The 21311-nt window shown below is 49.8% G+C and carries 18 protein-coding genes; all 18 read right to left on the bottom strand.

Annotated elements, in window-relative coordinates; all coding sequences use genetic code 11:
• Positions 1-15: 15 nt before the first annotated feature.
• The 18 genes from AC1BI1_RS02605 to dapG all read right to left on the bottom strand — a co-directional run bounded on the left by AC1BI1_RS02605 (position 16) and on the right by dapG (position 21299).
• The gene (locus tag AC1BI1_RS02605) at positions 16-534 is read right to left on the bottom strand and encodes a hypothetical protein (RefSeq protein ID WP_476715706.1); all 519 of its coding nucleotides are present in this window, start codon (positions 532-534) and stop codon (positions 16-18) included.
• A 149-nt stretch (positions 535-683) separates the two neighbouring features.
• A complete protein-coding gene (gene rny, locus AC1BI1_RS02600) occupies positions 684-2222 on the bottom strand; it encodes a ribonuclease Y (protein WP_476715756.1) in 1539 nt (512 codons plus the stop codon).
• Between the two features lie 362 nt (positions 2223-2584).
• Positions 2585-3598: a recombinase RecA gene (recA, locus tag AC1BI1_RS02595; protein WP_476715755.1), complete on the bottom strand. Its 1014-nt coding sequence runs from the start codon at positions 3596-3598 to the stop codon at positions 2585-2587.
• A 76-nt stretch (positions 3599-3674) separates the two neighbouring features.
• The gene (gene thpR, locus AC1BI1_RS02590; RefSeq protein WP_476715705.1) at positions 3675-4250 is read right to left on the bottom strand and encodes an RNA 2',3'-cyclic phosphodiesterase; all 576 of its coding nucleotides are present in this window, start codon (positions 4248-4250) and stop codon (positions 3675-3677) included.
• A gap of 47 nt (positions 4251-4297) precedes the next feature.
• Positions 4298-5779 (bottom strand): AAA family ATPase, encoded by a 1482-nt coding sequence (locus AC1BI1_RS02585; RefSeq protein WP_476715704.1) that lies wholly within the window; start codon positions 5777-5779, stop codon positions 4298-4300.
• The gene (locus tag AC1BI1_RS02580; RefSeq protein ID WP_476715703.1) at positions 5772-6326 is read right to left on the bottom strand and encodes a hypothetical protein; all 555 of its coding nucleotides are present in this window, start codon (positions 6324-6326) and stop codon (positions 5772-5774) included. Before AC1BI1_RS02580 ends, AC1BI1_RS02585 begins: the two co-directional genes overlap by 8 nt.
• A gap of 85 nt (positions 6327-6411) precedes the next feature.
• A complete protein-coding gene (gene rimO, locus AC1BI1_RS02575; RefSeq protein WP_476715702.1) occupies positions 6412-7740 on the bottom strand; it encodes a 30S ribosomal protein S12 methylthiotransferase RimO in 1329 nt (442 codons plus the stop codon).
• Positions 7741-7784: 44 nt separating this feature from the next.
• Complete coding sequence (locus AC1BI1_RS02570) at positions 7785-8537, bottom strand: helix-turn-helix domain-containing protein (RefSeq protein WP_476715701.1); 753 nt, start codon at positions 8535-8537, stop codon at positions 7785-7787.
• An 80-nt stretch (positions 8538-8617) separates the two neighbouring features.
• Positions 8618-10921 (bottom strand): FtsK/SpoIIIE family DNA translocase, encoded by a 2304-nt coding sequence (locus tag AC1BI1_RS02565; RefSeq protein WP_476715700.1) that lies wholly within the window; start codon positions 10919-10921, stop codon positions 8618-8620.
• A 103-nt stretch (positions 10922-11024) separates the two neighbouring features.
• Complete coding sequence (locus AC1BI1_RS02560; protein WP_476715699.1) at positions 11025-11252, bottom strand: YlzJ-like family protein; 228 nt, start codon at positions 11250-11252, stop codon at positions 11025-11027.
• Positions 11252-11995, bottom strand: a complete 744-nt coding sequence (locus AC1BI1_RS02555; protein WP_476715698.1) for a ClpP family protease — start codon at positions 11993-11995, stop codon at positions 11252-11254. Before AC1BI1_RS02555 ends, AC1BI1_RS02560 begins: the two co-directional genes overlap by 1 nt.
• A 98-nt stretch (positions 11996-12093) precedes the next feature.
• Positions 12094-14208 carry a DNA topoisomerase III gene (locus AC1BI1_RS02550; RefSeq protein ID WP_476715697.1) on the bottom strand — a complete coding sequence of 705 codons (2115 nt, stop codon included), beginning with the start codon at positions 14206-14208 and terminating at the stop codon, positions 12094-12096.
• Between the two features lie 299 nt (positions 14209-14507).
• Positions 14508-15452, bottom strand: coding sequence for a non-homologous end-joining DNA ligase (gene ligD, locus AC1BI1_RS02545; protein ID WP_476715696.1), 945 nt, complete (start codon positions 15450-15452; stop codon positions 14508-14510).
• A 6-nt stretch (positions 15453-15458) separates the two neighbouring features.
• A complete protein-coding gene (gene ligD / locus AC1BI1_RS02540; protein WP_476715695.1) occupies positions 15459-16394 on the bottom strand; it encodes a non-homologous end-joining DNA ligase in 936 nt (311 codons plus the stop codon).
• A 10-nt stretch (positions 16395-16404) separates the two neighbouring features.
• Positions 16405-17229: a non-homologous end joining protein Ku gene (ku, locus tag AC1BI1_RS02535; protein ID WP_476715694.1), complete on the bottom strand. Its 825-nt coding sequence runs from the start codon at positions 17227-17229 to the stop codon at positions 16405-16407.
• A 139-nt stretch (positions 17230-17368) separates the two neighbouring features.
• Positions 17369-19033, bottom strand: coding sequence for a ribonuclease J (locus AC1BI1_RS02530; RefSeq protein WP_476715693.1), 1665 nt, complete (start codon positions 19031-19033; stop codon positions 17369-17371).
• A 152-nt stretch (positions 19034-19185) separates the two neighbouring features.
• A complete protein-coding gene (dapA, locus tag AC1BI1_RS02525; RefSeq protein WP_476715692.1) occupies positions 19186-20070 on the bottom strand; it encodes a 4-hydroxy-tetrahydrodipicolinate synthase in 885 nt (294 codons plus the stop codon).
• A gap of 23 nt (positions 20071-20093) precedes the next feature.
• Positions 20094-21299 (bottom strand): aspartate kinase, encoded by a 1206-nt coding sequence (gene dapG / locus AC1BI1_RS02520; protein ID WP_476715691.1) that lies wholly within the window; start codon positions 21297-21299, stop codon positions 20094-20096.
• Between the last annotated feature and the right edge of the window lie 12 nt (positions 21300-21311).

The raw sequence follows: 21311 nt of genomic DNA, 5'->3' as shown, positions 1-21311 counted from the left end.
CCCGGTATCCTCTGGCTATTTATTAAAAACCAGGACTCGCCCTTCTTCCCGGAAAGCTATTAACTTTTTCTGAGGTACTTCTCCTTTTATACTCTCCAACATATGATCAATTATTTCTTCTTGAACCAACAATTCTTCTTCCTGAATATTCTCGGTCGCCTCAGCCACCAGGGCTTCGTTAAATTCCTGACGCACCAGGGTGATGATCAGGCCAATTTCGCCCTGGGATAGGGTCTCAACATCCCGCTGCACTTCCAAGACGGTTAGCTGCTGAAAACAACTATATTTTAAGCTGATCACCCGCGGCACCCGATTTTCGAGAAGATTATAGGTAGATAAAGACTTAATAAAGCGCCGGGCAAACTGCTCCAGATCCTTTTCTTTTAAAGAACTGGTTAACATAAAAGAAAACTTTAATATGCGGCTACTGGGCTCATAATTAATAGTCCCTACTTCCGGATAGCGCACTAAAATGGAAATCAAAAGGCCAACGCTATCGGATATCTCGCCATCATACTTGTATCTAAGGCCCATATGGTCTCCACCTGCCTTTTAGTCCAAAAACCATCATCAAAGCTTAGTTCTGCACCTTCTTTAAAAATCCTGCTTCTTTAACTTTTTTGATCTAGAAAATATAGTGGCAGAGATGGTAATTTGCCACCTATCCCTGCCACCCGTTCCATCTATTTCGCATAATCCACAGCTCTTGTTTCCCGGATAACTACCACTTTGATCTGCCCAGGATATTCCAGCTCTTGTTCAATTTTCTTTACTATATCCCGAGCTAATTGCACAGCCGTGGTATCATCTATCTTTTCCGGCTTAACTATAATGCGGATTTCGCGGCCTGCCTGGATGGCGTAAGCCTTATCCACTCCATTAAAAGAATCGGCTATTTCCTCTAGCTTCTGCAAGCGTTTGATATAGGCCTCCAAGGTTTCGCGCCTAGCACCTGGCCTAGCTGCAGAAATGGCATCTGCAGCTTGAACTAGCACAGCTTCTATGCTCCGCGGTTCTATATCTCCATGATGGGCAGCAATGGCATGGATTACTTCCGCAGATTCCCGGTATTTTTTAGCCAGCTCCACCCCTATGCTTACGTGGGGCCCTTCCACTTCATAGTCCACTGCCTTGCCGATATCATGAAGCAATCCCGCTCGCTTGGCCACCTGCACATCCGCACCTAGCTCTGCCGCCATGGCTCCTGCCAAAAAAGCTACTTCTAAAGAGTGCTTTAGAACATTTTGGCCATAGCTCGTACGATATTTAAGGCGCCCCAACAATCTTATCAACTCGGGATGTAAGCCATGAACGCCGGCTTCAAAGGCAGCTTGTTCACCTTCCTCTCGAATCTTTTGTTCTATTTCCCGCTGGGCCCTTTCTACCATTTCCTCTATACGGGCCGGATGGATGCGACCGTCGGCTATAAGTTTTTCTAGGGCAATCCGGGCTATTTCCCGTCTGATGGGATCAAAGGCGGATAAGATAACCGCTTCCGGCGTATCATCGATTATCAAATCTACCCCAGTAAGGGTCTCCAGGGCACGGATGTTGCGGCCTTCCCGGCCAATAATCCGCCCCTTCATTTCATCACTGGGAAGGTTAACGACAGAAACCGTAGTTTCGGCCACCACTTCTGGAGCGCACCGCTGAATAGCCGAAGTAATAATTTCCTTGGCGCGTTTGTCCGCTTCTTCTCTGGCTTCTGTTTCCACCTGCTTAATCAACAGAGCAGCCTCATGGCGTATTTCTTCTTCAATATTCTTGAGTAACAGGGTCTTAGCTTCCTCTGTAGTTAAACCCGATAAACGCTCCAGTTCAGCTACCTGTTGCCGCTTCAATTCTTCTAAATTTTGTTTAAGGCGCTGTATTTCTTCCTCCTGACGGTGAAGATTGGCTTCTTTGCGCTCAATATTCTCCATCTTACGCTCCAGGGCCTCTTCCTTCTGGAGCAGGCGGCGCTCTAAACGCTGCAGTTCATTTCGCCGTTCCCTGCTCTCGCGCTCCAGTTCATGGCGCATACGATGGACTTCTTCCTTGGCTTCCAGCAAGGCCTCGCGCTTTTTAGCTTCGGCCTCTCTTTGGGCTTCCTCAATAATGGCTGCCGCAGTCTTTTCGGCTGAAGCTATTTTAGTCTCCACAACGTATTTGCGGAGAATATAACCACTGCCTATACCTACCATTAGGGCTAATACAGCAGCAATAATTAGAATCGCTCCCACCTCCTCTACTAAAATTGCTCCCACCTCGCCCACATAAAATAAAGCCGAGTAGAAACCCGGCTTGTAAAAAGGCACCCTACCAGTTTTTTCCCTTGCAAAGATACAAATATGCACCTTTTGTGAAAGCAACTTTTTCAAAGGGCAATAACATATTATCCCTCCTGCGCCTATGGCACAGGAAGCCCTTTCACAGCCTAACTAACGTAACGAGCCCTTCCCGTTAATACACCGGCAACTTTTTATAAGTTAAGCAAATAATAATTAAGGTGCATTTATGTCAAGGACTTGGTAGTGAGCCTACACCTAGTTTCCCTCGATGGTATTGTATTACTTCATTTTACTACTGTCAAGTTGGTTTAGGTCTACTCAGTGGTAACTTCCTCTGTCTTCATAATCAGAGCACCCATATTGCTGCTGGCCTTCTGTTTCACCTGCTCACTTATAGTGGCTGCCAACTCGCGGTGCTGGCGCAGGTACTCTTTGGCTGCCTCTCGCCCCTGTCCCAGGCGCTCTTCCCCAAAAGAATACCAAGTACCGCTCTTCTTGATTACCCCCAAATCAACCCCAAGGTCGATAAGACACCCTTCTTTGTCGATGCCGCGGCCATAAATTATATCGAATTCCGCTTGCCGGAAAGGAGGAGCCACTTTATTTTTGACCACCTTCACCCTGGTGCGGCTGCCGATAATTTCAGCTCCCTGCTTAATATTGTCTACCTTGCGCACATCCAGTCGAACTGAAGCATAGAATTTTAAAGCCCTACCTCCCGGAGTGGTCTCCGGATTACCAAATAATACTCCTACCTTCTCCCGCAACTGGTTAATAAAGATGGCCACTGTGCGCGATTTGGATACTACTCCTGCCAGCTTTCTTAAGGCCTGGGACATCAACCTCGCCTGGAGTCCCACATGGGCGTCGCCCATTTGCCCTTCTAATTCTGCTCTGGGAACCAGCGCCGCTACGGAATCTATGACAATTACATCTACAGCCCCGCTTTTAACCAGAACCTCGGCTATCTCTAGAGCCTGTTCCCCCGTATCCGGTTGGGAAACCAGGAGGTTATCTATGTCCACTCCTAAATTGCGCGCATAAAAGGGATCCAGGGCGTGTTCGGCATCTATAAAGGCGGCGGTACCCCCCTGTTTCTGAGCCTCAGCTATAATGTGCAGGGCTACTGTTGTTTTGCCCGAAGACTCCGGCCCAAATATCTCCACGATACGCCCCCGCGGCACTCCGCCTACTCCTAGAGCCAGATCTAACGGCAGGGCTCCAGTAGGTATCACTTCCACGTTGAGGCGCGCGCTGGCTTCGCCCAGCTTCATTATGGAACCTTTACCGAAATGCTTTTCAATCAGGTTTAAAGTATGTTCCAACATCTTCTGTTTTTCTGATACTACCACCCTTAGGCTCCTCCCCCAGGTTACTATTTCCATTTTAGAAAAAATTTTAGCGCTAAGTCAAGGGAAAAGTTTCTTTGATACAATAGCGCGGACCTTTAGGTGTTAAATGGCTCTCCATGAGCACTATTTGATCTACCCGCTCCTCGCCCCAAAACTCCAGCTGCCAGGCTAGCAATTTCTTCTGCAAAGCAGGCCAGTTACGGGACGAACGCAGGCGCCCCAAAGTCAAATGCGGGGTGAAAGGCTCTGGGGAAAAATCAAGGGAGATCAATTCCTGTTCCAGGCGCTGGTATAAATTTAATAATGAAGGATTAGTAGTAATACCAACCCAAATAATCCGGGGCCTCGACCAGCTCGGAAAAACACCCGTACCTTTAAACTGAACCAACATTTCTCCCCAACCCTTGGTCCCCCGTTCCAAAGCGGCCCCCAGCTTTCGCGCTTTTTCTGGCTGAACTTCCCCCAAAAACTTCAGGGTCAAGTGAAAGTTTTCTTTTTCTACCCATTTCACGTCAGCCTGGCAACGGCGAAGTTCCTCCTGGAGGGCTGCCAGACGGGAGTTTAATTCTGGAGAAAAAGTTATGGCGATAAACAAGCGCATAGTCCTCTCCTCCGGCCTTTTTAGCATAACCTAACATTCCCCTGTTAGCAATATAAAAAAAGAGCCAGGAATTTTCAAGAAGCCCTGGCTCCTGCTGTAAGGATGGAGTGTAGAGCCTCTCCTTTAAGGGTCTCCTCCCTCACCAACTGGTCTGCAATTTCCTTTAGCTGGTGCTTATGGTATTGCAGGAGTTCTCCCGCTCTTTCCTCCTGGCGTTTGATAATTTCTGTAGTAGCCCGATGAATCTGTTCTTTAGTCAAATTCTCCTCGGCCACTACGCCCAGTTCTGAGAGGCCAGAAGTAATAATAACCCTAGCCAGGCGGACGGCCTCCTTAAAATCATTTACCGAGCCCGTACTTCGACTTCCTAAGAGCAGGGCCTCGGCCACAGCCCCGGCCACGCAGATACAGATCTGTCCTTCCAAATATTCCCTGGTATAAAGATAAACATCATCGGCGGGCCTTTGCCTGGTATAGCCCAAGGCCTGGCCGCGGGAAGCAATTGTTACGTGAGTTACAGAGCCAGGTTTAACCAATTCCCCCACCAGCGCATGGCCGGCCTCATGCACCGCCAGGCGGTAAAGTTCTTCCCTGCCGGGTTTCCGGCCCAGCTTTTCTCCCAGCATTACCTTGTCTACTGCTTCCTGAAAATGTTTTTGCCGGATAACCGGGGAGTTAGCCCTTAAGGCCAGAATGGCCGCTTCATTAGCCACGCTCTCCAGGTGGGCGCCGGAAAAGCCAAAGGTTTCCCGGGCTATAGCTTCCAGGTCCACATCGGGGGCCAGGGGCTTGTTGGCCGTATGCAATTTCAGGATCTGCAACCTCCCCTCCCGGTCCGGCAATTCTACCTTAACATGCCTGTCAAAGCGACCGGGCCGGAGCAAAGCCGGGTCCAGTAAATCCGGTCTATTAGTAGCACCGATAACCAAAATTTGAGGACCCTCGCTGCTCTCCAGGCCATCCATTTCCACTAATAATTGATTCAGCGTTTGATCATATTCCAAATGGGAAGAATGGCTTCCCCGCTTACCCCCCAAAACTTCTAATTCATCTATGAAAATAATAGCCCGGTTCTTACCCGCCCGGCGGGCTAACGCCCTAGCCCGGCGAAAGAGGCTTCTTATCCGCTGGGCGCCAACCCCAGCATAAACTTCGATAAACTCACTCCCGCTGGCCGCCAGGAATACTGCATCCGTATAAGTTGCCGCTGCCCTGGCCATTAGCGTTTTCCCGGTACCGGGCGGGCCGCTTAAGAGAATGCCTTTTATGGGTCTTATGCCCATGGTCTTTACCTGATCGCTTCGTATCAAAAACTCTAACGCTTCCTTTAATTCTTGAATAGGCATAGCCTGCCCGCCTATATCCTCAAAAGTAATGGTGCCCTCGGGGGAATAAGGTTCATAATTACGGGCAGCAAGCAAGCCCTTTTTCTCCAATAACCAATAAAATCCGAACCCTATACCCCCGAGCAAAAGCAAAGGAGTTATATCAAAGCCTTTAAAAAACAAAAAAATTAATAAGCCAATGGCGCTGCCGGCCAACCACTCTTTAAGCACCGCTAATTTCACCTCCAGAGCTCAAAAATTTACCCTGAGGTTCCCGCGGTACTATTTCATAAAGGTAATTGGATCCTTGGTATAAGGCGACGTAAATATAGTTTCTGTCCATATCCAGCTTTAAGCGTACTCCCCGCTCATTAGCTTCCCTTTCAACTTCTTTAGCCATGGCCGTAAAATTGCCGCGAACTGCTGCCTCATAAATCGCAAACTGGATTTTTTCCCATGCCTGTTCCAGGGCAGGGGAACGCTGATCCCGTATTATCAGCTGTACCGCACCCTGGCGGTAAAACTGGTGCAAAACCCTGTTCACGTTGAGGTACGTCTTTTCCAAGTTCTCCACCGGTCCCAATTCTACAATCACTTGTTCAACATCGCCGGCTCTTTCCATCCTAACCCCTTGTACTCCCTGTTCGGCTTGTAATTTTTCCCGTAACGGTTTTTCCAGGAAAAATTCTTGGTAAGCGAATTGTCCGGCGAAAAAGAGACCCACGCTCAAAATACAGGCTAAAAAAATAAAATGAAGGCGCCAACCCTGCAAAAACAAAGGTAACACTCCTCCTTGGGGTAGCACCTTCAATTATAGCAAAATTATTTTGTTTAAACCTTAGTAATTACCTGGTTCTAATGGATTAAGATACAACCTCTCCTGCCAGGTCATAGATATCCTGTACTGCGGTTAATTTCACCTTTACCATTTCCCCCGGACGGCAATTTCCTTTAACATATATCACTCCGTCTACTTCCGGTGCCTGGCGAAAGCTACGCCCTACGAATATCTCCCCGTGGTCAGAGTATATTTTCTTCTCCACCAGAACTTCTACTTCCCGCCCCACCCAGGCAGAATTTTTCTCTTGGGTAATTCCCTCTTGAAGGCGCAATAAGCGCTCGTACCGTTTTTGTTTAATACTTTCTGGCACCTGGCCGGGCATAGCTGCCGCTGGCGTACCTTCTTCCGCCGAAAAAGTGAAGGCTCCCACCCAGTCGAAGCGAATTTCCTCCAAAAATTGCAGGAGCTGCCGGAAATGAGGCTCCTTTTCTCGGGGAAAGCCGACCATGAAGGTAGAGCGCAGAGCTATGTCCGGCAGGTATTTTCTCAGCCTGGCAATAGCCTTACGTGCTGCCTCCTGGCTATTGCCTCTTCCCATAGCCCGCAAAATTTCGGGGTGGGCATGTTGTAAGGGAAGGTCTAGGTAAGCACAGATTTTATCCTCGCCAGCCATAACCTCAATTAATTCTGGCGTTATCCTGATAGGATAAGCATACAAAAGGCGGAGCCATCTGACTTCAGGCAGCCGGGCCAGGGCTTTCAGCAACTCCGGCAAAGCGTAGCGCCCGTATAAATCTATACCATAAGCAGTAGTATCTTGAGCCACCAGCACCAATTCACGGGCTCCGCGGGAAATTAAAAATTCTGCTTCAGCTATCACTTCTTCCTGCGACCGGCTGCGGTAGGGACCTTTGATTTGGGGTATGGTACAGTAGGTACAATTGTTATTACAGCCTTCGGCTATTTTAAGGTAAGCCGTGGGACCCTTTTCCTGCCTTAAACGGGGTAGCCCTCTTAAATTTTCTTCCCGAGGATCCGGTACATCAATCAAACGCTCGCCCTGAAGCACTCTGTGCACTATTTGGGGCAGCCGCGGAATGGCACCTGGACCAATAAAAGCCGCCACTTCCGGTAATTCCTGAAAAAGCTCCCGGGAGTGCTGTTGAGCCAGGCAACCCGCTACTATAAGATAAGGGTAAGGTCCCTGCTGCCTGCTGGCCACCTCTAAAATGGTGGTCAGGGCTTCTTCCTTGGCCGCCCTAATGAAGCTACAGGTGTTAATTATAACAACCTCCGCCTCTTCTGGGCTACCTACCAGTTCATAACCGCTCTGCTCTAGTACCCCCAGCATATATTCGCTGTCCACTTCATTTTTAGCACAACCCAAAGTGATTAGAACTACTTTAGCCATTACATGCTCTTATTTTTCTCCTTTCTACTTCTGTAGTTAGCTTATTAAGGCGTACGGGAAGTGGTAAAGGTCTTAGTAACCACTTCTCCCACTTTGCCTAGGGGCGGAAGCACCCGATTATTTACCGTTACTTCCGCTACGCCGGCGCTGCCCAAGGTAAGGGTTATCTCCTTATCACCGCGAAAGGTTTTTGTCTCTCCGGCCTTTAACAATCCTGAAAAGCTATCCTTTCCATCTATCTTAACCCCAATCCAGCATTCTTTTTCCTTGATGTATACCTTAACTTCGACTCCGCTTATTGAGGGCGGAGGAGGAGAAGGAGGAACAGGGGTAGGAGGCGATACCTGACCTTGAGAGGGGGTTTCCCCTCTATTTTCCGCCGCAGGAGGAGACGACGACAGATTAGTGTCCGGAGTCGGCCTGGCCCGGTTATACAGCTGATTAAGACCCCACAATAATAACAATACTAGGAGGACGGTGAACCAGCGCCAGATGCCCTTTTTCGGCCTGTCCTGGCTCTCCTCGGAGGGCGAAGGACTGATTTTATATTCTTCTTCCTCTTCGGGCGGTAACGCTGCTTTTAATTCTTCAACTAAGGGTTGCCAATCAAGGCCCAAATAACGGGCATAATTGCGCAGGAAACCAATAGCATACACCCGACCTGGTATCTGGCTGTAATCTTCCCTCTCCAGGGCTTCCAAATATTTAAGGCGAATTTTAGTAGCCTCTTCTGCCTGTCTTAAAGTAATACCTTTTTCTTCCCGGGCCTTTCGTAGTGCCTCACCAATTTTCCCCATAGCTCCACCCCTGATATTTTCCCCTTGGGCAAAATTACTCCTTTTGGTTCTTCGACATGGACCTAATAAAATCCTCCCCTTTAAGTATCGGCATTTTCACCAAAAATTCGGCGGTATTCCTCCCAATTAATGAGAATTGCTCGCGGTTTTGTCCCCTCATGGCCACCTACAAAGCCGCGCGCTTCCATCATATCCATAAGCCTAGCAGCACGGGCATACCCCACTCGCAAGCGCCTCTGGAGCATGGAAATGGAAGCCTGGCCTGTTTCTAATACTACCCGTACTGCCGCCGGAAGCAATTCATCACCACCATTTTCCTCAGAAGATAACTGCTCTTCTTCCTTCAAGAAGTCGGGATCATATTCCGGCCGGCCTTGTTGCTTAATATAGGTTACCAGATCCTCCACTTCGCGATCCGAAACATAAACTCCCTGGATGCGGATAGGTTTGCTGGCGCCCGTGGGTAAAAAGAGCATGTCGCCTCGCCCTAAAAGCTTTTCTGCGCCAGCCATATCCAGGATGGTCCGGGAGTCTATCTGGGAAGATACAGCAAAGGCAATACGAGCAGAAATATTGGCTTTGATCAAGCCAGTAATTACGTCTACTGACGGGCGCTGAGTAGCCACAACTAAGTGAATACCCGCCGCCCTGGCCATTTGGGCCAGGCGGCAGATGGCATCTTCCACATCCGCCGGTGCTACCATCATAAGATCGGCCAGCTCATCTATGAGTACCACTACTAAAGGCAAAGCCCCTTGACCATTATTTTCCTTTTGTTGTAACCGATTATAGCGAGAGATATCTTTTACTCCCGTGGCAGCAAAAAGTTCATAGCGCTTTTCCATCTCGTTTACCATCCAGTGTAAAGCCGCAGCCGCTTTCTTGGGATGGCTCACCACAGGAGCTATAAGGTGAGGAATACCGTTATACTGTGTCAACTCCACCATTTTGGGATCGATCATGAGAAATTTTAGTTCATGGGGCTTGGCCTTAAAGAGCATGCTGCAGATTATAGCATTAAGGCACACACTTTTACCGGAACCTGTGGCACCCGCAATAAGAAGGTGGGGCATTTTAGCGAGGTCCGCTATAACCGGGTTACCAGCAATATCCTTGCCCAAGGCCAAGGTCAACTTGCTGGGGGATTCGGCAAAGGCCGGGCTTTCCAAAACCTCGCGTAAATAGACCACTGCCACTTCTTTATTAGGCACCTCTATACCCACAGCAGCTTTTCCCGGTATGGGCGCTTCTATCCTCACCTGGGGCGCCGCCAGGCTTAGGGCTATATCGTCAGCTAGGCTGACGATACGGCTGACCTTAATACCGGGAGCGGGCTGTACCTCATAGCGGGTAACAGCAGGTCCACAGCTCACCTGCGTTACTTTTACCTTAACACCGAAGCTGTCTAAAGTATCTTCGAGAATTTTGATGCGCTCAGCTATATCTTTTTCTAAACGCGGGTTTTTCACCCTCACCGGTTTATGCAATAAATTAAGGGGAGGTAAAACGTAATTCCAGTAATTTCCTGCCTCTACCCCTGCTTCTTCCAAGCCAACTTCTTCTGGAGGGGGCAGGACACTGCGCGGCCGACGGCGCCGCTTGCTCTCCTCCTCTAACGCAGGAGGAGGCGGGGTGTCCGGATAAATCTTAGCCTGGACTGGCTCCTCTTTAACCTCCGGTGTTACTACCGGATTGGCCGGACGGCTGTCCACGATTACCGGTACCACTTCTCGTTCTGGTTTCACAACAGGTGGAACTCGGGTTTGGGTATTCTCTCCTTCCTCTACTGTTACTTCAGTATAAAGGAAATTTACCAGCCATGTCTTAAAGCTCTGCCCGGCTGCAATACACCAGTGGCCCAGGGAGGATATCACTTTGGAGAGGGAGACACCTGTAAAGAGTAGAAAAGCAATTAAGCTGATGGCGCTTAAAATAATCCATGTACCGATGCGGCCGAAGATAGTTCCCAGAATAATAGATAACAAGCCGCCAATAAGTCCTCCTCCGCTGCCCTCCAAGCCCACGGCTAAAACCTCTTTAAACCCCCGCCCGGTCAGGTAAGGCTGGTGCAATCCGCTGAGCAGTGCCAAAATAAATAGCAGCGTTCCTAGCAGGCGTGTATTTAAATCCCGCCCTTGCCTGCCGATGATAAGTCTTAAACCCCACAAACCAAAGAAAAGGGGCACCAAAAACTTTCCCTGACCCGTTAAACCTTGCAAAACACGGACCATAAACTGCCCCACGGCGCCGATGCTGGCGCTGGGGGCAGCCCATCCCACTGCGGTGATATATAATCCTGCGGCGAAGAGAAGGGCTAAGGCCAGCAGGATGACTCCCAATATTTCATTTTTAAGCCTATTGGTCAAAGTTTTAGTAGGCGGCATTTTCCATCCCCCCAGCTAGCTACTATTTCTACACGGGCAAAAAAATTCCTTGTCGCGGCAAGTCATAAAAAAAACAGCTCTTTCCTTCCTGCTGCTTTCCCCTTTAATCAATACTGCCTGGGATAAAACTGATAATTTTGCCCGGCTGGTAGGGGCTGTATAGGTAGTCTGCCGGATTAGTGCTTAAGAGGCGAACAACCCTGGCCTGGTGAAAGCCTAAAGGCTCGATCAATAAAGTCAATCGTCCCATCTTTATCTCCTGGTAGTTGAGCCAGAACTGGTCAGCTCCCTCCCAGATCAATTCCGGTACCATAGGACTATATATGATCATTAATGGAGCCCCCCCGGACCAGGGACACCTTCAGCAATTAGCCTTTTTAAATGATTTACAGCATGGGATAGGCCGCCCACAGCATCTATCAGACCTACTTCTACCGCGTCTCTTCCCACCAGTACGGTACCTATATCCCGAGCGAGTTCGCCGGTTCTGAACATGAGCTCCCTAAACTTCTCCTCGGAAATCCGGGAATGCTCGGTAACAAAGCGTACCACCCTATCTTGCATTTTGTCGAGGTACTCGTAGGTCTGGGGTACCCCGATCACCAGGCCCGTCAGGCGTATGGGGTGTACCGTCATAGTGGCAGTCTCCGCAATGAAGGAATAATTAGCTGCCACAGCAATCGGCACCCCTATGCTATGGCCGCCGCCTAAAACTAAAGACACCACCGGTTTGGACATGCTTACCAGCATTTCGGCAATAGCCAGCCCTGCTTCTACGTCTCCGCCTACAGTATTCAAGACCACAAGTAGGCCCTTAATGTCCGGATCCTGTTCGATTGCTACCAGCTGGGGAATAATATGCTCATATTTCGTGGTCTTGTTCTGCGGGGGTAAGACTAGGTGGCCTTCGATTTGACCCACAATGGGCAGACAATGAATTTCGCTTTTAACGTCGGGGACGCTCATTTGGCCCAATTCCTTAATATTTTCCAATCTTTTACTCGCCGGTTTGGCCGCCACCTGCCGCCGTTGTCCACGCTCTTTGGCTTCAGGCTGTACCTCTTGGTTCTCCATAGGGCTACCCTCCAGCAAGGAGATTTTAAAAACTTTCCCTTTTAGTATGGAAAAAAGCCGGGATAAACATACAGTCTTTACCCGGTCAGCAAGCATCCTCACCGCCTGCAGTGCTTGGAAGTTTCTTCCGCAAACATAAAGTTAACTCTTCCTTCTTCAGACAGCACAAGGGCCGCAGCGAAACTCCTACCATCTTTGGTCTTGAAGCCTCTTATGACACTGGTTTTGCCTTTTTGCAAAAGTTCCCCGGCATGTCTCGGGGTTATGTTCTTGCCGGCGATTTCTTTCCAGATAGCAAACCGGCAGCCTTCTCTATACCCGCTGCAGCCATAGCTCCTGGGATATTCCACCACTTCCCTGCCGCAAAGGGGACACCGGCCCAGCACTACTTGGCCGGCCTTCACCGCCGTCCCGGGTTCCTGAGCCTTTACCTTTTGAACTACCTCAGCAGTAAAGTCTTTGATGCCGGCTAGCCATAAGTCGGCCTTATCCGTTCCTTCTTCGATGCGCTTCAACCTTTCCTCCCACTGGGCTGTCAGTTCCACCGACTTTACACTTTCTGGTACCAGGTCAATAAGTGCTTCGCCCTTAGCTGTGGGCACCAGGGTTTTCTTCTCCCGCCGGAGATATCCTACCTCCAAAAGCCGTTCAATAATGGCCGCCCTGGTGGCCGGGGTACCGATACCGCCCGCAGCTTTTAAGGTATCCGCCATTCCTTTGTCCTCCACCAGGCGGCCAGCGTTTTCCATAGCTGCCAGGAGAGAGGCCTCGGTGTAGCGCTGGGGCGGCCTGGTCTGTTTGGCCTTGATCTCGGTTTCCCGGATGGCTACCGGTTCTCCCTCCTGGAGAGGCGGCAGGGATTGCTCTTCGGTATCTTCCTTTTTCTCTTCTTGAAAGTTATATACTCCTTTCCACCCCGGCTCCAGCTCTACTCTTCCCCGGGAGATAAATTTTTCTTTACCGGCCACAGTGATGACCTTAGTTACTCCGTACCTGGCCTCGGGATAAAAGATGGCTAGAAAGCGCCGTACTACTAAATCGTATATCCGGCGCTCAGTGGGTGTCAGGTTTTGCAGTTCAGGCCTAAGGTCTGTAGGGATAATGGCGTGGTGGTCGCTCACTTTGCTGTCATCTATGTAACGCTTTCCCAACCGGGGTAAGGCTTCAGGTACCAGCTTGGCATACTCTGCGGTGGTAGCCAGGGCCTTCAAACGTTTTTGCAGGGTATCCCGGACCAGGGCCGAAGGCAAATATCGGCTGTCGGTGCGGGGATAGGTCAGAAGTTTATGCTTTTCATACAGGGCCTGGGCCGCGTCCAGGGTCTTCTGGGCCGTAAAGCCGTATCTTTTGTTGGCCTCCTTCTGCAAGTCGTTGAGGTTGAAGAGCTGGGGCGGTTGCTCCCGCACCTCTTTCTGTTCCACCGTCTCCACCAGGCCGCTCAGACCCACCTGCTTGGCCAGATCTTCAGCTTCTGCCCTGCTTTTCAACCGGTCCTCTTTATCCCGAAACCACTTGCCCCGGTAAGTTTCGCCTGTACTTTTTTGGAAAGTAACCCATAGCTCGAAGTATTCCTCCGGCCGGAAGTTCCGGATCTCTCGTTCCCTGTCCACTACCAGGGCCAGGGTGGGCGTCTGTACCCGGCCCACGGAAAACAATTGCCCATAGCGGCAAGTGAAAGCGCGGGTAGCATTGATACCCACCAGCCAGTCGGCCTGAGCTCGTGCTTCGGCCGCTGCCGCCAGGTTGTCCAGCTCGTGGCCGTCGCGCAAACGCTGGAAAGCTTCTCTTACAGCTGCTGGCGTAGCCTCAGAAAGCCACAGGCGCTTTACAGGTTTATTACAGTTACACCAGGTATAAATGCGCCGGAAAATTAATTCTCCCTCCCGGCCGGCGTCACAGGCATTAACTATCATACCTACCTCGGGAGATTGTATCAGATGTTTTAACACCGCCAGTTGCTTTTTACCGCTATCTATGGGTTTAAGCTTGAACTGTTCCGGGATAAAGGGCAGTTGAGCCAGCGACCATTTTTGGAGTGTCGGGTCATAGTCCTCCGGTTCAGCGAGCTCCAATAGGTGGCCCAGGGCCCAGGAGATATAGTACTGGTCACTCTCTAAATAGCCCTCATAGCGGCGAAAAGACCCTAAGACCCGAGCCAGGTCCAGGGCCACCGAAGGCTTTTCGGCAATAACGAGGGTTTTGATAGCTGTCACCCCCTTATTTGGCTAACTAAATCCCATAGGGGAATTGAGCTAGATACTGCCGCACTTTTTCCACAAGATTCATCCTGGTTCAACCTCCAGTACGCACTCTCAACTTCACCCAAGGGCTGGGGCGCAGAACGGCCTTGATTCTGACAAGCTGAGCATAACCATGTTAACTAGAAACGCGGAGAGATTCAAGTGAGATCGAGCTGAGTTATTCCAGGTTTAGAGCTTAATTTGACTTTTTAAGGAAATGAATTTGATCATGCTCCATCTAATCTCTGGTGCGGCCGCTCCACCGGAAAAGATTAAAGCCTTGGCCCAGACCATTGCTGAAGGCGTAGGTGTGCGGGAACAGCCACGGATAAAACGTGTTCCAGCCTTTGCCGCACCTGTAAAACCGGGGCAAAGAGGTCTCCCTTTTCCTTCAGGCGTTGGGGTAAGGTTATCAAATTGAACTGGAGGGGCTCGATATCTTCTAACTCCTCCCAAGCTACAGGGGTAGAAACAGGAGCGCCGGGCAAAGGCCGGGGGCTATAAGGGGCACAGAGGGTTTTGCCCCGCACATTTTGCAGGTAATCAATATATACTTTACCGTCTCGCTCTCGCACCGATCTTTCCAGAGTTACCTTATCGGGTATTGTATCCTTAATCATCTCAGCTATTTTCTTGGCCAGCCCCCTTGTTTGTCGGTAGGTATAGCGGGGCTCTACGGGCAAATAAACATGAACTCCGGTGGCCCCTGAAGTTTTTACCCAGCCCTGTAATTTGAACTCTGCCAGAAGTCCCCGTAAGATCAGAGCTACTTCCCTGGCTTCCGCAAAACCGGCAGGGGGAGCCGGATCTAAATCAAAAACCACAAAGTCAGGAAAGTCAATGGTATTAACAGAAGAAAGCCAGGGATGGAGTTCCAGGCAAGCTTCGTTCCCCAGCCAGATAAGGGTCTCTAGATTATGGCAGAGAATAAAATTGATAACCCGTCCGCCACTTCTGCTCCACCACGGATAAAGCTCTACCCATTCTGGCGTATGAGGAGGCGCATTTTTTTGATAGAAAAATTTACCATGAATACCATTCGGGTAACGGGTGACCACCAGGGGTCTGTTCTGCAAGTGAGGCCTAATATAGGGAAAAATTTTAATGTAGTATTCTATGAGGTGAGCCTTAGTAAAACCTTCTTCCGGCCAAAATATTTTGGGGAGGTTAGTTAGTTTCACCTCCCGGCCATTGATCCTGCACCAGAATTCTTGCATAGCTTTTTAAAGGACACACTCCTCCGGAGGAATAGATGTAAAGCCCTTAATTACAGGTGCCCTCAACAACAAGTCCTCGGTCCACTCGCTAAATTCTATTAAAACTGATAAGAGGGGTTTGACCCAAACTACCTTAAGCCCCGTCCAGCGCGGGGGGTTCATAAAGGGAGAGAAAGGTACAGCGAGCTGGGGTAAACTGGCCTCCAGCAAGCGGCGCTCCTCTTCATCCAGACCTGAGCCGGCCCGGCCGATATACCTCAGCCGACCCTCAGAATAGGCGCCTAATAATAAGGAGCTTAAATTGTTGCCTTTTACAGTGTAGCCCCCCACCAAAGCAGTTAAGCTACGTCGGTGCTTTATTTTTAGCCAAAAGGAACTCTTTTTACCTGAAATGTAGGGGCTTCCCTTGTCTTTGGCCACAATCCCTTCTAATTGTAATTCCCGGGTTGCTGTAAAAAGAAGCACACCATCGGTAAAATTTTCTGCTAGGTGCAGGTGTTCATGGGGACGCACTGCTTGGTATAGAATATCTTGCCGCTTATCCCAGGGGAGAGAACGTAAATCCTGCTGATCCAGGTAAAGAATATCGAAGAGGACATAAGTTACAGGGATAACCCGGGATAAATGTTTAATCAAGGCGGGCTCTGTAGCATTATCCCGCCGTATAATACGGGCAAAACTGGGCTTGCCTTCTGGAGTGAGAACGACTAATTCTCCGTCCAGGATGGTTTCCCGCCCGAAGAGAAAGGAACCCAGGTTGGCCAGTTCAGGATATTGGGCGGTTTTATCTTTGAGGTGCCGATTTTGCAACCGTACCCCCTCGGGGGTCACATAAGCCAGCAGTCGTACGCCGTCCCATTTAACTTGAAAAGCATATTTCTTGTCTCTGGGCGGATAAGGAAAGGGTCGCGGTTCCATGGGTACAATTTTTTCCTCCAGCATTTTCTTCCCTCTAGGCCTTCTGCCGGGCCGCCTTTTTCTTCCTTGTCTTGGTATCCCCACGCCTTGTTTCTTCCGCCATTTTTATGCTGGCCCTTAAAGCTTCCATTAGATCGACTACCCTGCCTGTTTCGGGTCGCGGGGGCACCTTGACTTCTTCCCGGGTTATTTTAGTTTCAATCAGTTCGCGCAGGACAGCTTGGTAGGTATTCTCGTATTTCTCCGGTTGAAAAGGCGCGGTCAGATTTTCTACTAAGGTAATAGCCATGGCAATTTCCCGTTCCCCCAGGTTAGCCCCTGCAGCAGGAAGATTGAGCTCCTGGGGGGAACGAATCTCGTCGGCATAAAACATGGTTTCCAGGAGCAACAAGTTATCCCGCACCCGCAGAGCGGCCAGGTTTTCTTTGGTCCGGAGAACAACCTTAGCAACGGCTATCTTCTGAGTTTTCTCCATAGCCTGTAGCAATAGGGCATAAGCTTTCTGCCCCCCTGTTTGGGGTTCTACATAGTAGCTCTTGTCAAAAAAAATGGGGTCAATTTCACTTGCAGGTACAAAATCAATTATTTCGATGGTTTTCTTTATTACCTGTGGGAGCTGTTCAAAATCTTCTTCTTTAAAGATTACATATTTGCCTTTTTCGTACTGGTAACCCCATACAATTTCTTGGCTGGCTACAACTTGATCACAAGTAGGGCAGCGTTTTTGATAGCTGATAGGGGTTAGACAGCGGGCATGGAGATAATTAAACTTGACTTCTTTTTTCTTGGTGGCGGGGTAAAGCTGTACGGGGATGTTCACCAGACCGAAACTGATACTGCCCTTCCATAGCGCTTTCAAAAACATCGCCCCCGTGAACTATCTTTTCTTATAGCATGCTCTTTATAGAGCTGGAACATGAGGCTGGCTTTAAAAAACAGAAGCCTGAACCCCACAATGGAGCTCAGGCCTTAAAATGAACTGCTAAATAAACTTTTTATTAAACCTCCATTATAATCGGCAATATCATCGGGCGGCGTCGAGTTTTTTCATATAAGAACTTGCCCAAGATATCCCGTACATTGGCCTTAATGGTCGACCAGTCGGTTATTCTCCTTTCCTCACACCTTTCCAGAACCTGGCGAACTTTGGATTTAGCTTCCTCTATTAATTCCTCAGCTTCCCGAACATAAACAAAGCCGCGGGTCACAATGTCCGGCCCGGCCATAATGGTGCCGGTATCCTTGTGCAAGGTGAGGACCACGATGAGAATACCATCCTGGGCTAATTGTTTGCGATCGCGCAGGACAATATTTCCTACGTCACCTACTCCTAAGCCATCTACTAAAATCCTTCCCGCCGGGACTCGCCCAGCAATATAACCCCTGTCCCGGGTGAATTCCAGAACCTGGCCGTTCTCGGCTACAAAAATATTTTCTTCCGGTATACCTAACTCCTGGGCTAGGCGAGCATGTTTTATTAGCATCCGGTATTCTCCATGAATGGGCACAAAGAATTTCGGTTTGACCAGGCTTATCATTAATTTCAACTCTTCCTGGCTGGCATGGCCGGAAACATGGATACCCGCCTCGGCTTCGTGGTATACATCAGCCCCCTGTTTGAAGAGTTGGTCAACTATCCGGGCCACCAGCTTTTCATTTCCCGGGATAGGCAGGGCAGAAATAATGACTGTATCCCCCGGCACTATTTCTATTTGCCGGTGCTCGGCCATAGCCATTCTGCTCAAGGCTGACATGGGCTCCCCTTGACTACCGGTAGAAATGATTACCGTTTTATTCTTGGGGAGGTGGGCCAGTTCCTCCACATCAACCAGAGTTTTTTCAGGTATAGTGAGATAGCCCAGTTCGCAGGCAATATTGACCACATTGACCATACTACGGCCTACAATGGCTACTTTGCGGTTATACTTATGGGCTATAGAGATTATTTGCTGTAAACGGTGGATGTTAGAGGCAAAGCTGGCCACAATTATCCGCTCTTTAGCTTGACGAAAAACCTCATCAAAGGTATTCCCTACCATGCGCTCCGACATGGTAAAGCCGGGCCGTTCCACATTGGTGCTGTCGGAAAGGAGTACCAGGACCCCTTCTTCTCCCAGTTGGGCAAACTTATAAAAATCAAAGACTTCACCATCGATAGGTGTATGATCTATCTTGAAGTCGCCAGAGTGGACAATAGTTCCTACGGGAGTATAGACCGCCAGACCTACCGAATCAGCAATACTGTGGCTAACCCGTAAGAACTCCACCCTAAAGGGTCCGAGCTTTAAAGTATCCCGGGGTTTGACCTGGTGCAGCCGTACATTGTTTAATCCATATTCTTTAAGTTTAGCCTGGATTAAAGCCAGGGTCAATTTGGTGGCATACACAGGAACATTGAGATCCCGCAGAACATAAGGTAAAGCCCCGATATGGTCCTCATGGCCATGGGTAACAACAATACCCCTGATCATATGCCTGTTGTCCATCAAATAGCTGATATCAGGGATAACTACATCGATGCCGAACATTTCGTCTTCAGGAAAAATCAACCCGCAATCGATTACCAGAATATTATTACTGTATTTGATGACCATCATGTTTTTGCCGATTTCCCCGAGGCCGCCCAAGGGGATCAAAGAAACTTTTTGCTCGTTTTCCGCCATCAATCCACCTCCGTTTGCTTTTTTGACCAACAAAAAACCGGGCGTCTCCTGCCGGCCCGGTTTCCTTGCACCGCTCAAAACCAGCTATTTATATTATAGCTTATTTCCTACCTAGCAGCAACTGCCTATAATCCTTTTTTGGTATTTTTTACCTAAACTTTTAACCCTACTGCCTGTAAAGCAGCAGCAATTTTTTCTTTTTCTACTGTCGTAGCCTCCACTAAAGGTAACCTTACCGGTCCCCCAGGCAGGCCGAGCATGTTGAGCGCTGCCTTGACGGGTACGGGATTGGTGGTAATAAACAGGGCTTTGAAGACCGGGAACAGCTCCTGGTGTATAGCCGCGGCCTTAGCCGTATCCCCCTGGACATACGCCTGGACCATGGCTTGCATGCGCTCTCCCACCACATGGGAAGCCACGCTGACGATCCCATAACCTCCTATGGCCATCAGCGGCAGAGTTATGGAATCGTCCCCACTATATACCAGGAAATCCTGGGGAGCCTTGCGCAAGATGGCTGTGACCTGATCGAGGTCACCGCTGGCTTCTTTGACGGCCACAATATTATCAATTTGGGCCAGTCTCAAAGTGGTTTCAGCCTCCATATTGCGACCAGTGCGGGAGGGCACGTTATAGAGCATAACGGGCAGAGAAGTTGATTCAGCAATGGCTTTAAAATGCTGGTATAGCCCTTCCTGGGAAGGCCGGTTATAGTAGGGTACTACCAGCATAATACCGTCAACACCTAACTTTTCAGCCTCGCGGGTGAGCTTAATGCTGGCCGCCGTAGAATTGCCCCCCGTACCGGCAATGACCGCAGCCCTGTCCCCTACTGCCTCCTTTACTGCCGCAAAAAGAGCTATTTTCTCTTCCTGGCTTAAGGTGGGCGACTCCCCAGTAGTGCCGGCCACCACCAGGCCATCGCTGCCGTGATCTATTAAATATTTAGCCAGCTTTTTGGCGCCTTCCAGGTCGAGTTCTCCCCCAGGAGTAAAAGGGGTTACCATGGCTGTTAGAATACGTCCCCACTTGACCAAGGGCTACCACCTCCAATAAATTTTTAAGCGCTTAGTTTAAACTGGCGGTGAAGAGCGCGTACCGCCTTCTCCATGTCTTCTTCATCTACCAAGCACCAAATTGAGGCATAAGAGTCTGCCGATTGCAAAATAGTAATTTTCTCCTGACTTAGGGCTGCAACAATACCTGCTATAACCCCCGGAACCCCGCGCATACCTGCACCTACAGCTGCTACCTTAGCACAGCCGGGGCGTACCTCTACTTTAAATCCCTTTTCTTTTAGCAGAGCAACAGCCCGTTCGGCTACTATCTTAGTAACCGTAAAGATGGCCTCTTCCGGAAAAAGATTGATAAAATCTACGCTGATACCGGCTGCGGCCAGGGTGTTAAACAACTCTTTAGCGCTGTCTTCCTCGGTTAATTTAACCCGCAGCTGGGTTAGACCTCCCATATTAGTTATACCGGTAACTACCCGGTCGCAGCTCAAGGTTACCCCCCTCACCCCAGGCTGCCAGGCTACCACCAGGGTGCCTGGACTGTCGCTAAAGGTAGATCGAATTCTTAAAGGAAGGTTTTTCTCCCAGGCAATTTCCACTGCCCGGGGGTGGATCACTTTAGCCCCTTCGTAGGCCAGCTGGCATAGCTCACTATAGGTAATGGTTTCCAGGGTTCGCGCTTCACTCACAATACGAGGGTCGGCTGTTTTTAAGCCATCTACATCGGTAAAGATTTCCACAGCTTCGGCTTCTAAGGCTACCCCTAAGGCAGCTGCCGTGGTATCGCTGCCACCCCTGCCTAAGGTAGTGATTTCCCCGCTTTCTGTGACTCCCTGGAACCCCGCTACAATTACTACCCGGCCCAGCTCCAGCTCCCGGCGGATGCGCTGGAGCTCCACCCGGATGATACGGGCATCGCCAAAGCGGTCATCGGTAATGATACCCGCCTGGGCCCCAGTCAGACATACCACCGGTAAACCGACTTCCCTCAAGGCTCCCGCCAAAACCACGCTCGCTATGATCTCTCCGCAGGAAAGGAGTAGGTCCTTCTCCCTCTCCTTAACATCCTGGCCCGCAATTAAATCCAGTAAAGTATCGGTGGCATAGGGGGCTCCCTTCCGCCCCATGGCCGATACCACTACCACCACGCTGTACCCCGCCTGCCGGGCCTTAAGGACATGCTGGACTACTAGCCGACGGTCGTCGGGTTTAGCCACCGAAGAACCGCCGAATTTTTGCACGAGGATCCTCATGGGATTACACCC

The organism is Thermanaeromonas sp. DSM 22490 (assembly GCF_056378755.1).
This window is presented reverse-complemented; position numbering and strand designations above follow the sequence as displayed.

Excerpts from the sequence above, each read along its gene's own strand:
- thpR (WP_476715705.1), bottom strand. The coding sequence starts at position 4,250 with ATGCTAAAAAGGCCGGAGGAGAGGACTATGCGCTTGTTTATCGCCATA.
- ligD (WP_476715695.1), bottom strand. The coding sequence starts at position 16,394 with ATGCTGGAGGAAAAAATTGTACCCATGGAACCGCGACCCTTTCCTTAT.
- rimO (WP_476715702.1), bottom strand. The coding sequence starts at position 7,740 with ATGGCTAAAGTAGTTCTAATCACTTTGGGTTGTGCTAAAAATGAAGTG.
- ligD (WP_476715696.1), bottom strand. The coding sequence starts at position 15,452 with ATGCAAGAATTCTGGTGCAGGATCAATGGCCGGGAGGTGAAACTAACT.
- AC1BI1_RS02555 (WP_476715698.1), bottom strand. The coding sequence starts at position 11,995 with ATGGAGAACCAAGAGGTACAGCCTGAAGCCAAAGAGCGTGGACAACGG.
- AC1BI1_RS02560 (WP_476715699.1), bottom strand. The coding sequence starts at position 11,252 with ATGATCATATATAGTCCTATGGTACCGGAATTGATCTGGGAGGGAGCT.
- AC1BI1_RS02530 (WP_476715693.1), bottom strand. The coding sequence starts at position 19,033 with ATGGCGGAAAACGAGCAAAAAGTTTCTTTGATCCCCTTGGGCGGCCTC.
- recA (WP_476715755.1), bottom strand. The coding sequence starts at position 3,598 with ATGTTGGAACATACTTTAAACCTGATTGAAAAGCATTTCGGTAAAGGT.
- AC1BI1_RS02570 (WP_476715701.1), bottom strand. The coding sequence starts at position 8,537 with ATGGGGAAAATTGGTGAGGCACTACGAAAGGCCCGGGAAGAAAAAGGT.
- AC1BI1_RS02605 (WP_476715706.1), bottom strand. The coding sequence starts at position 534 with ATGGGCCTTAGATACAAGTATGATGGCGAGATATCCGATAGCGTTGGC.
- dapG (WP_476715691.1), bottom strand. The coding sequence starts at position 21,299 with ATGAGGATCCTCGTGCAAAAATTCGGCGGTTCTTCGGTGGCTAAACCC.
- AC1BI1_RS02565 (WP_476715700.1), bottom strand. The coding sequence starts at position 10,921 with ATGCCGCCTACTAAAACTTTGACCAATAGGCTTAAAAATGAAATATTG.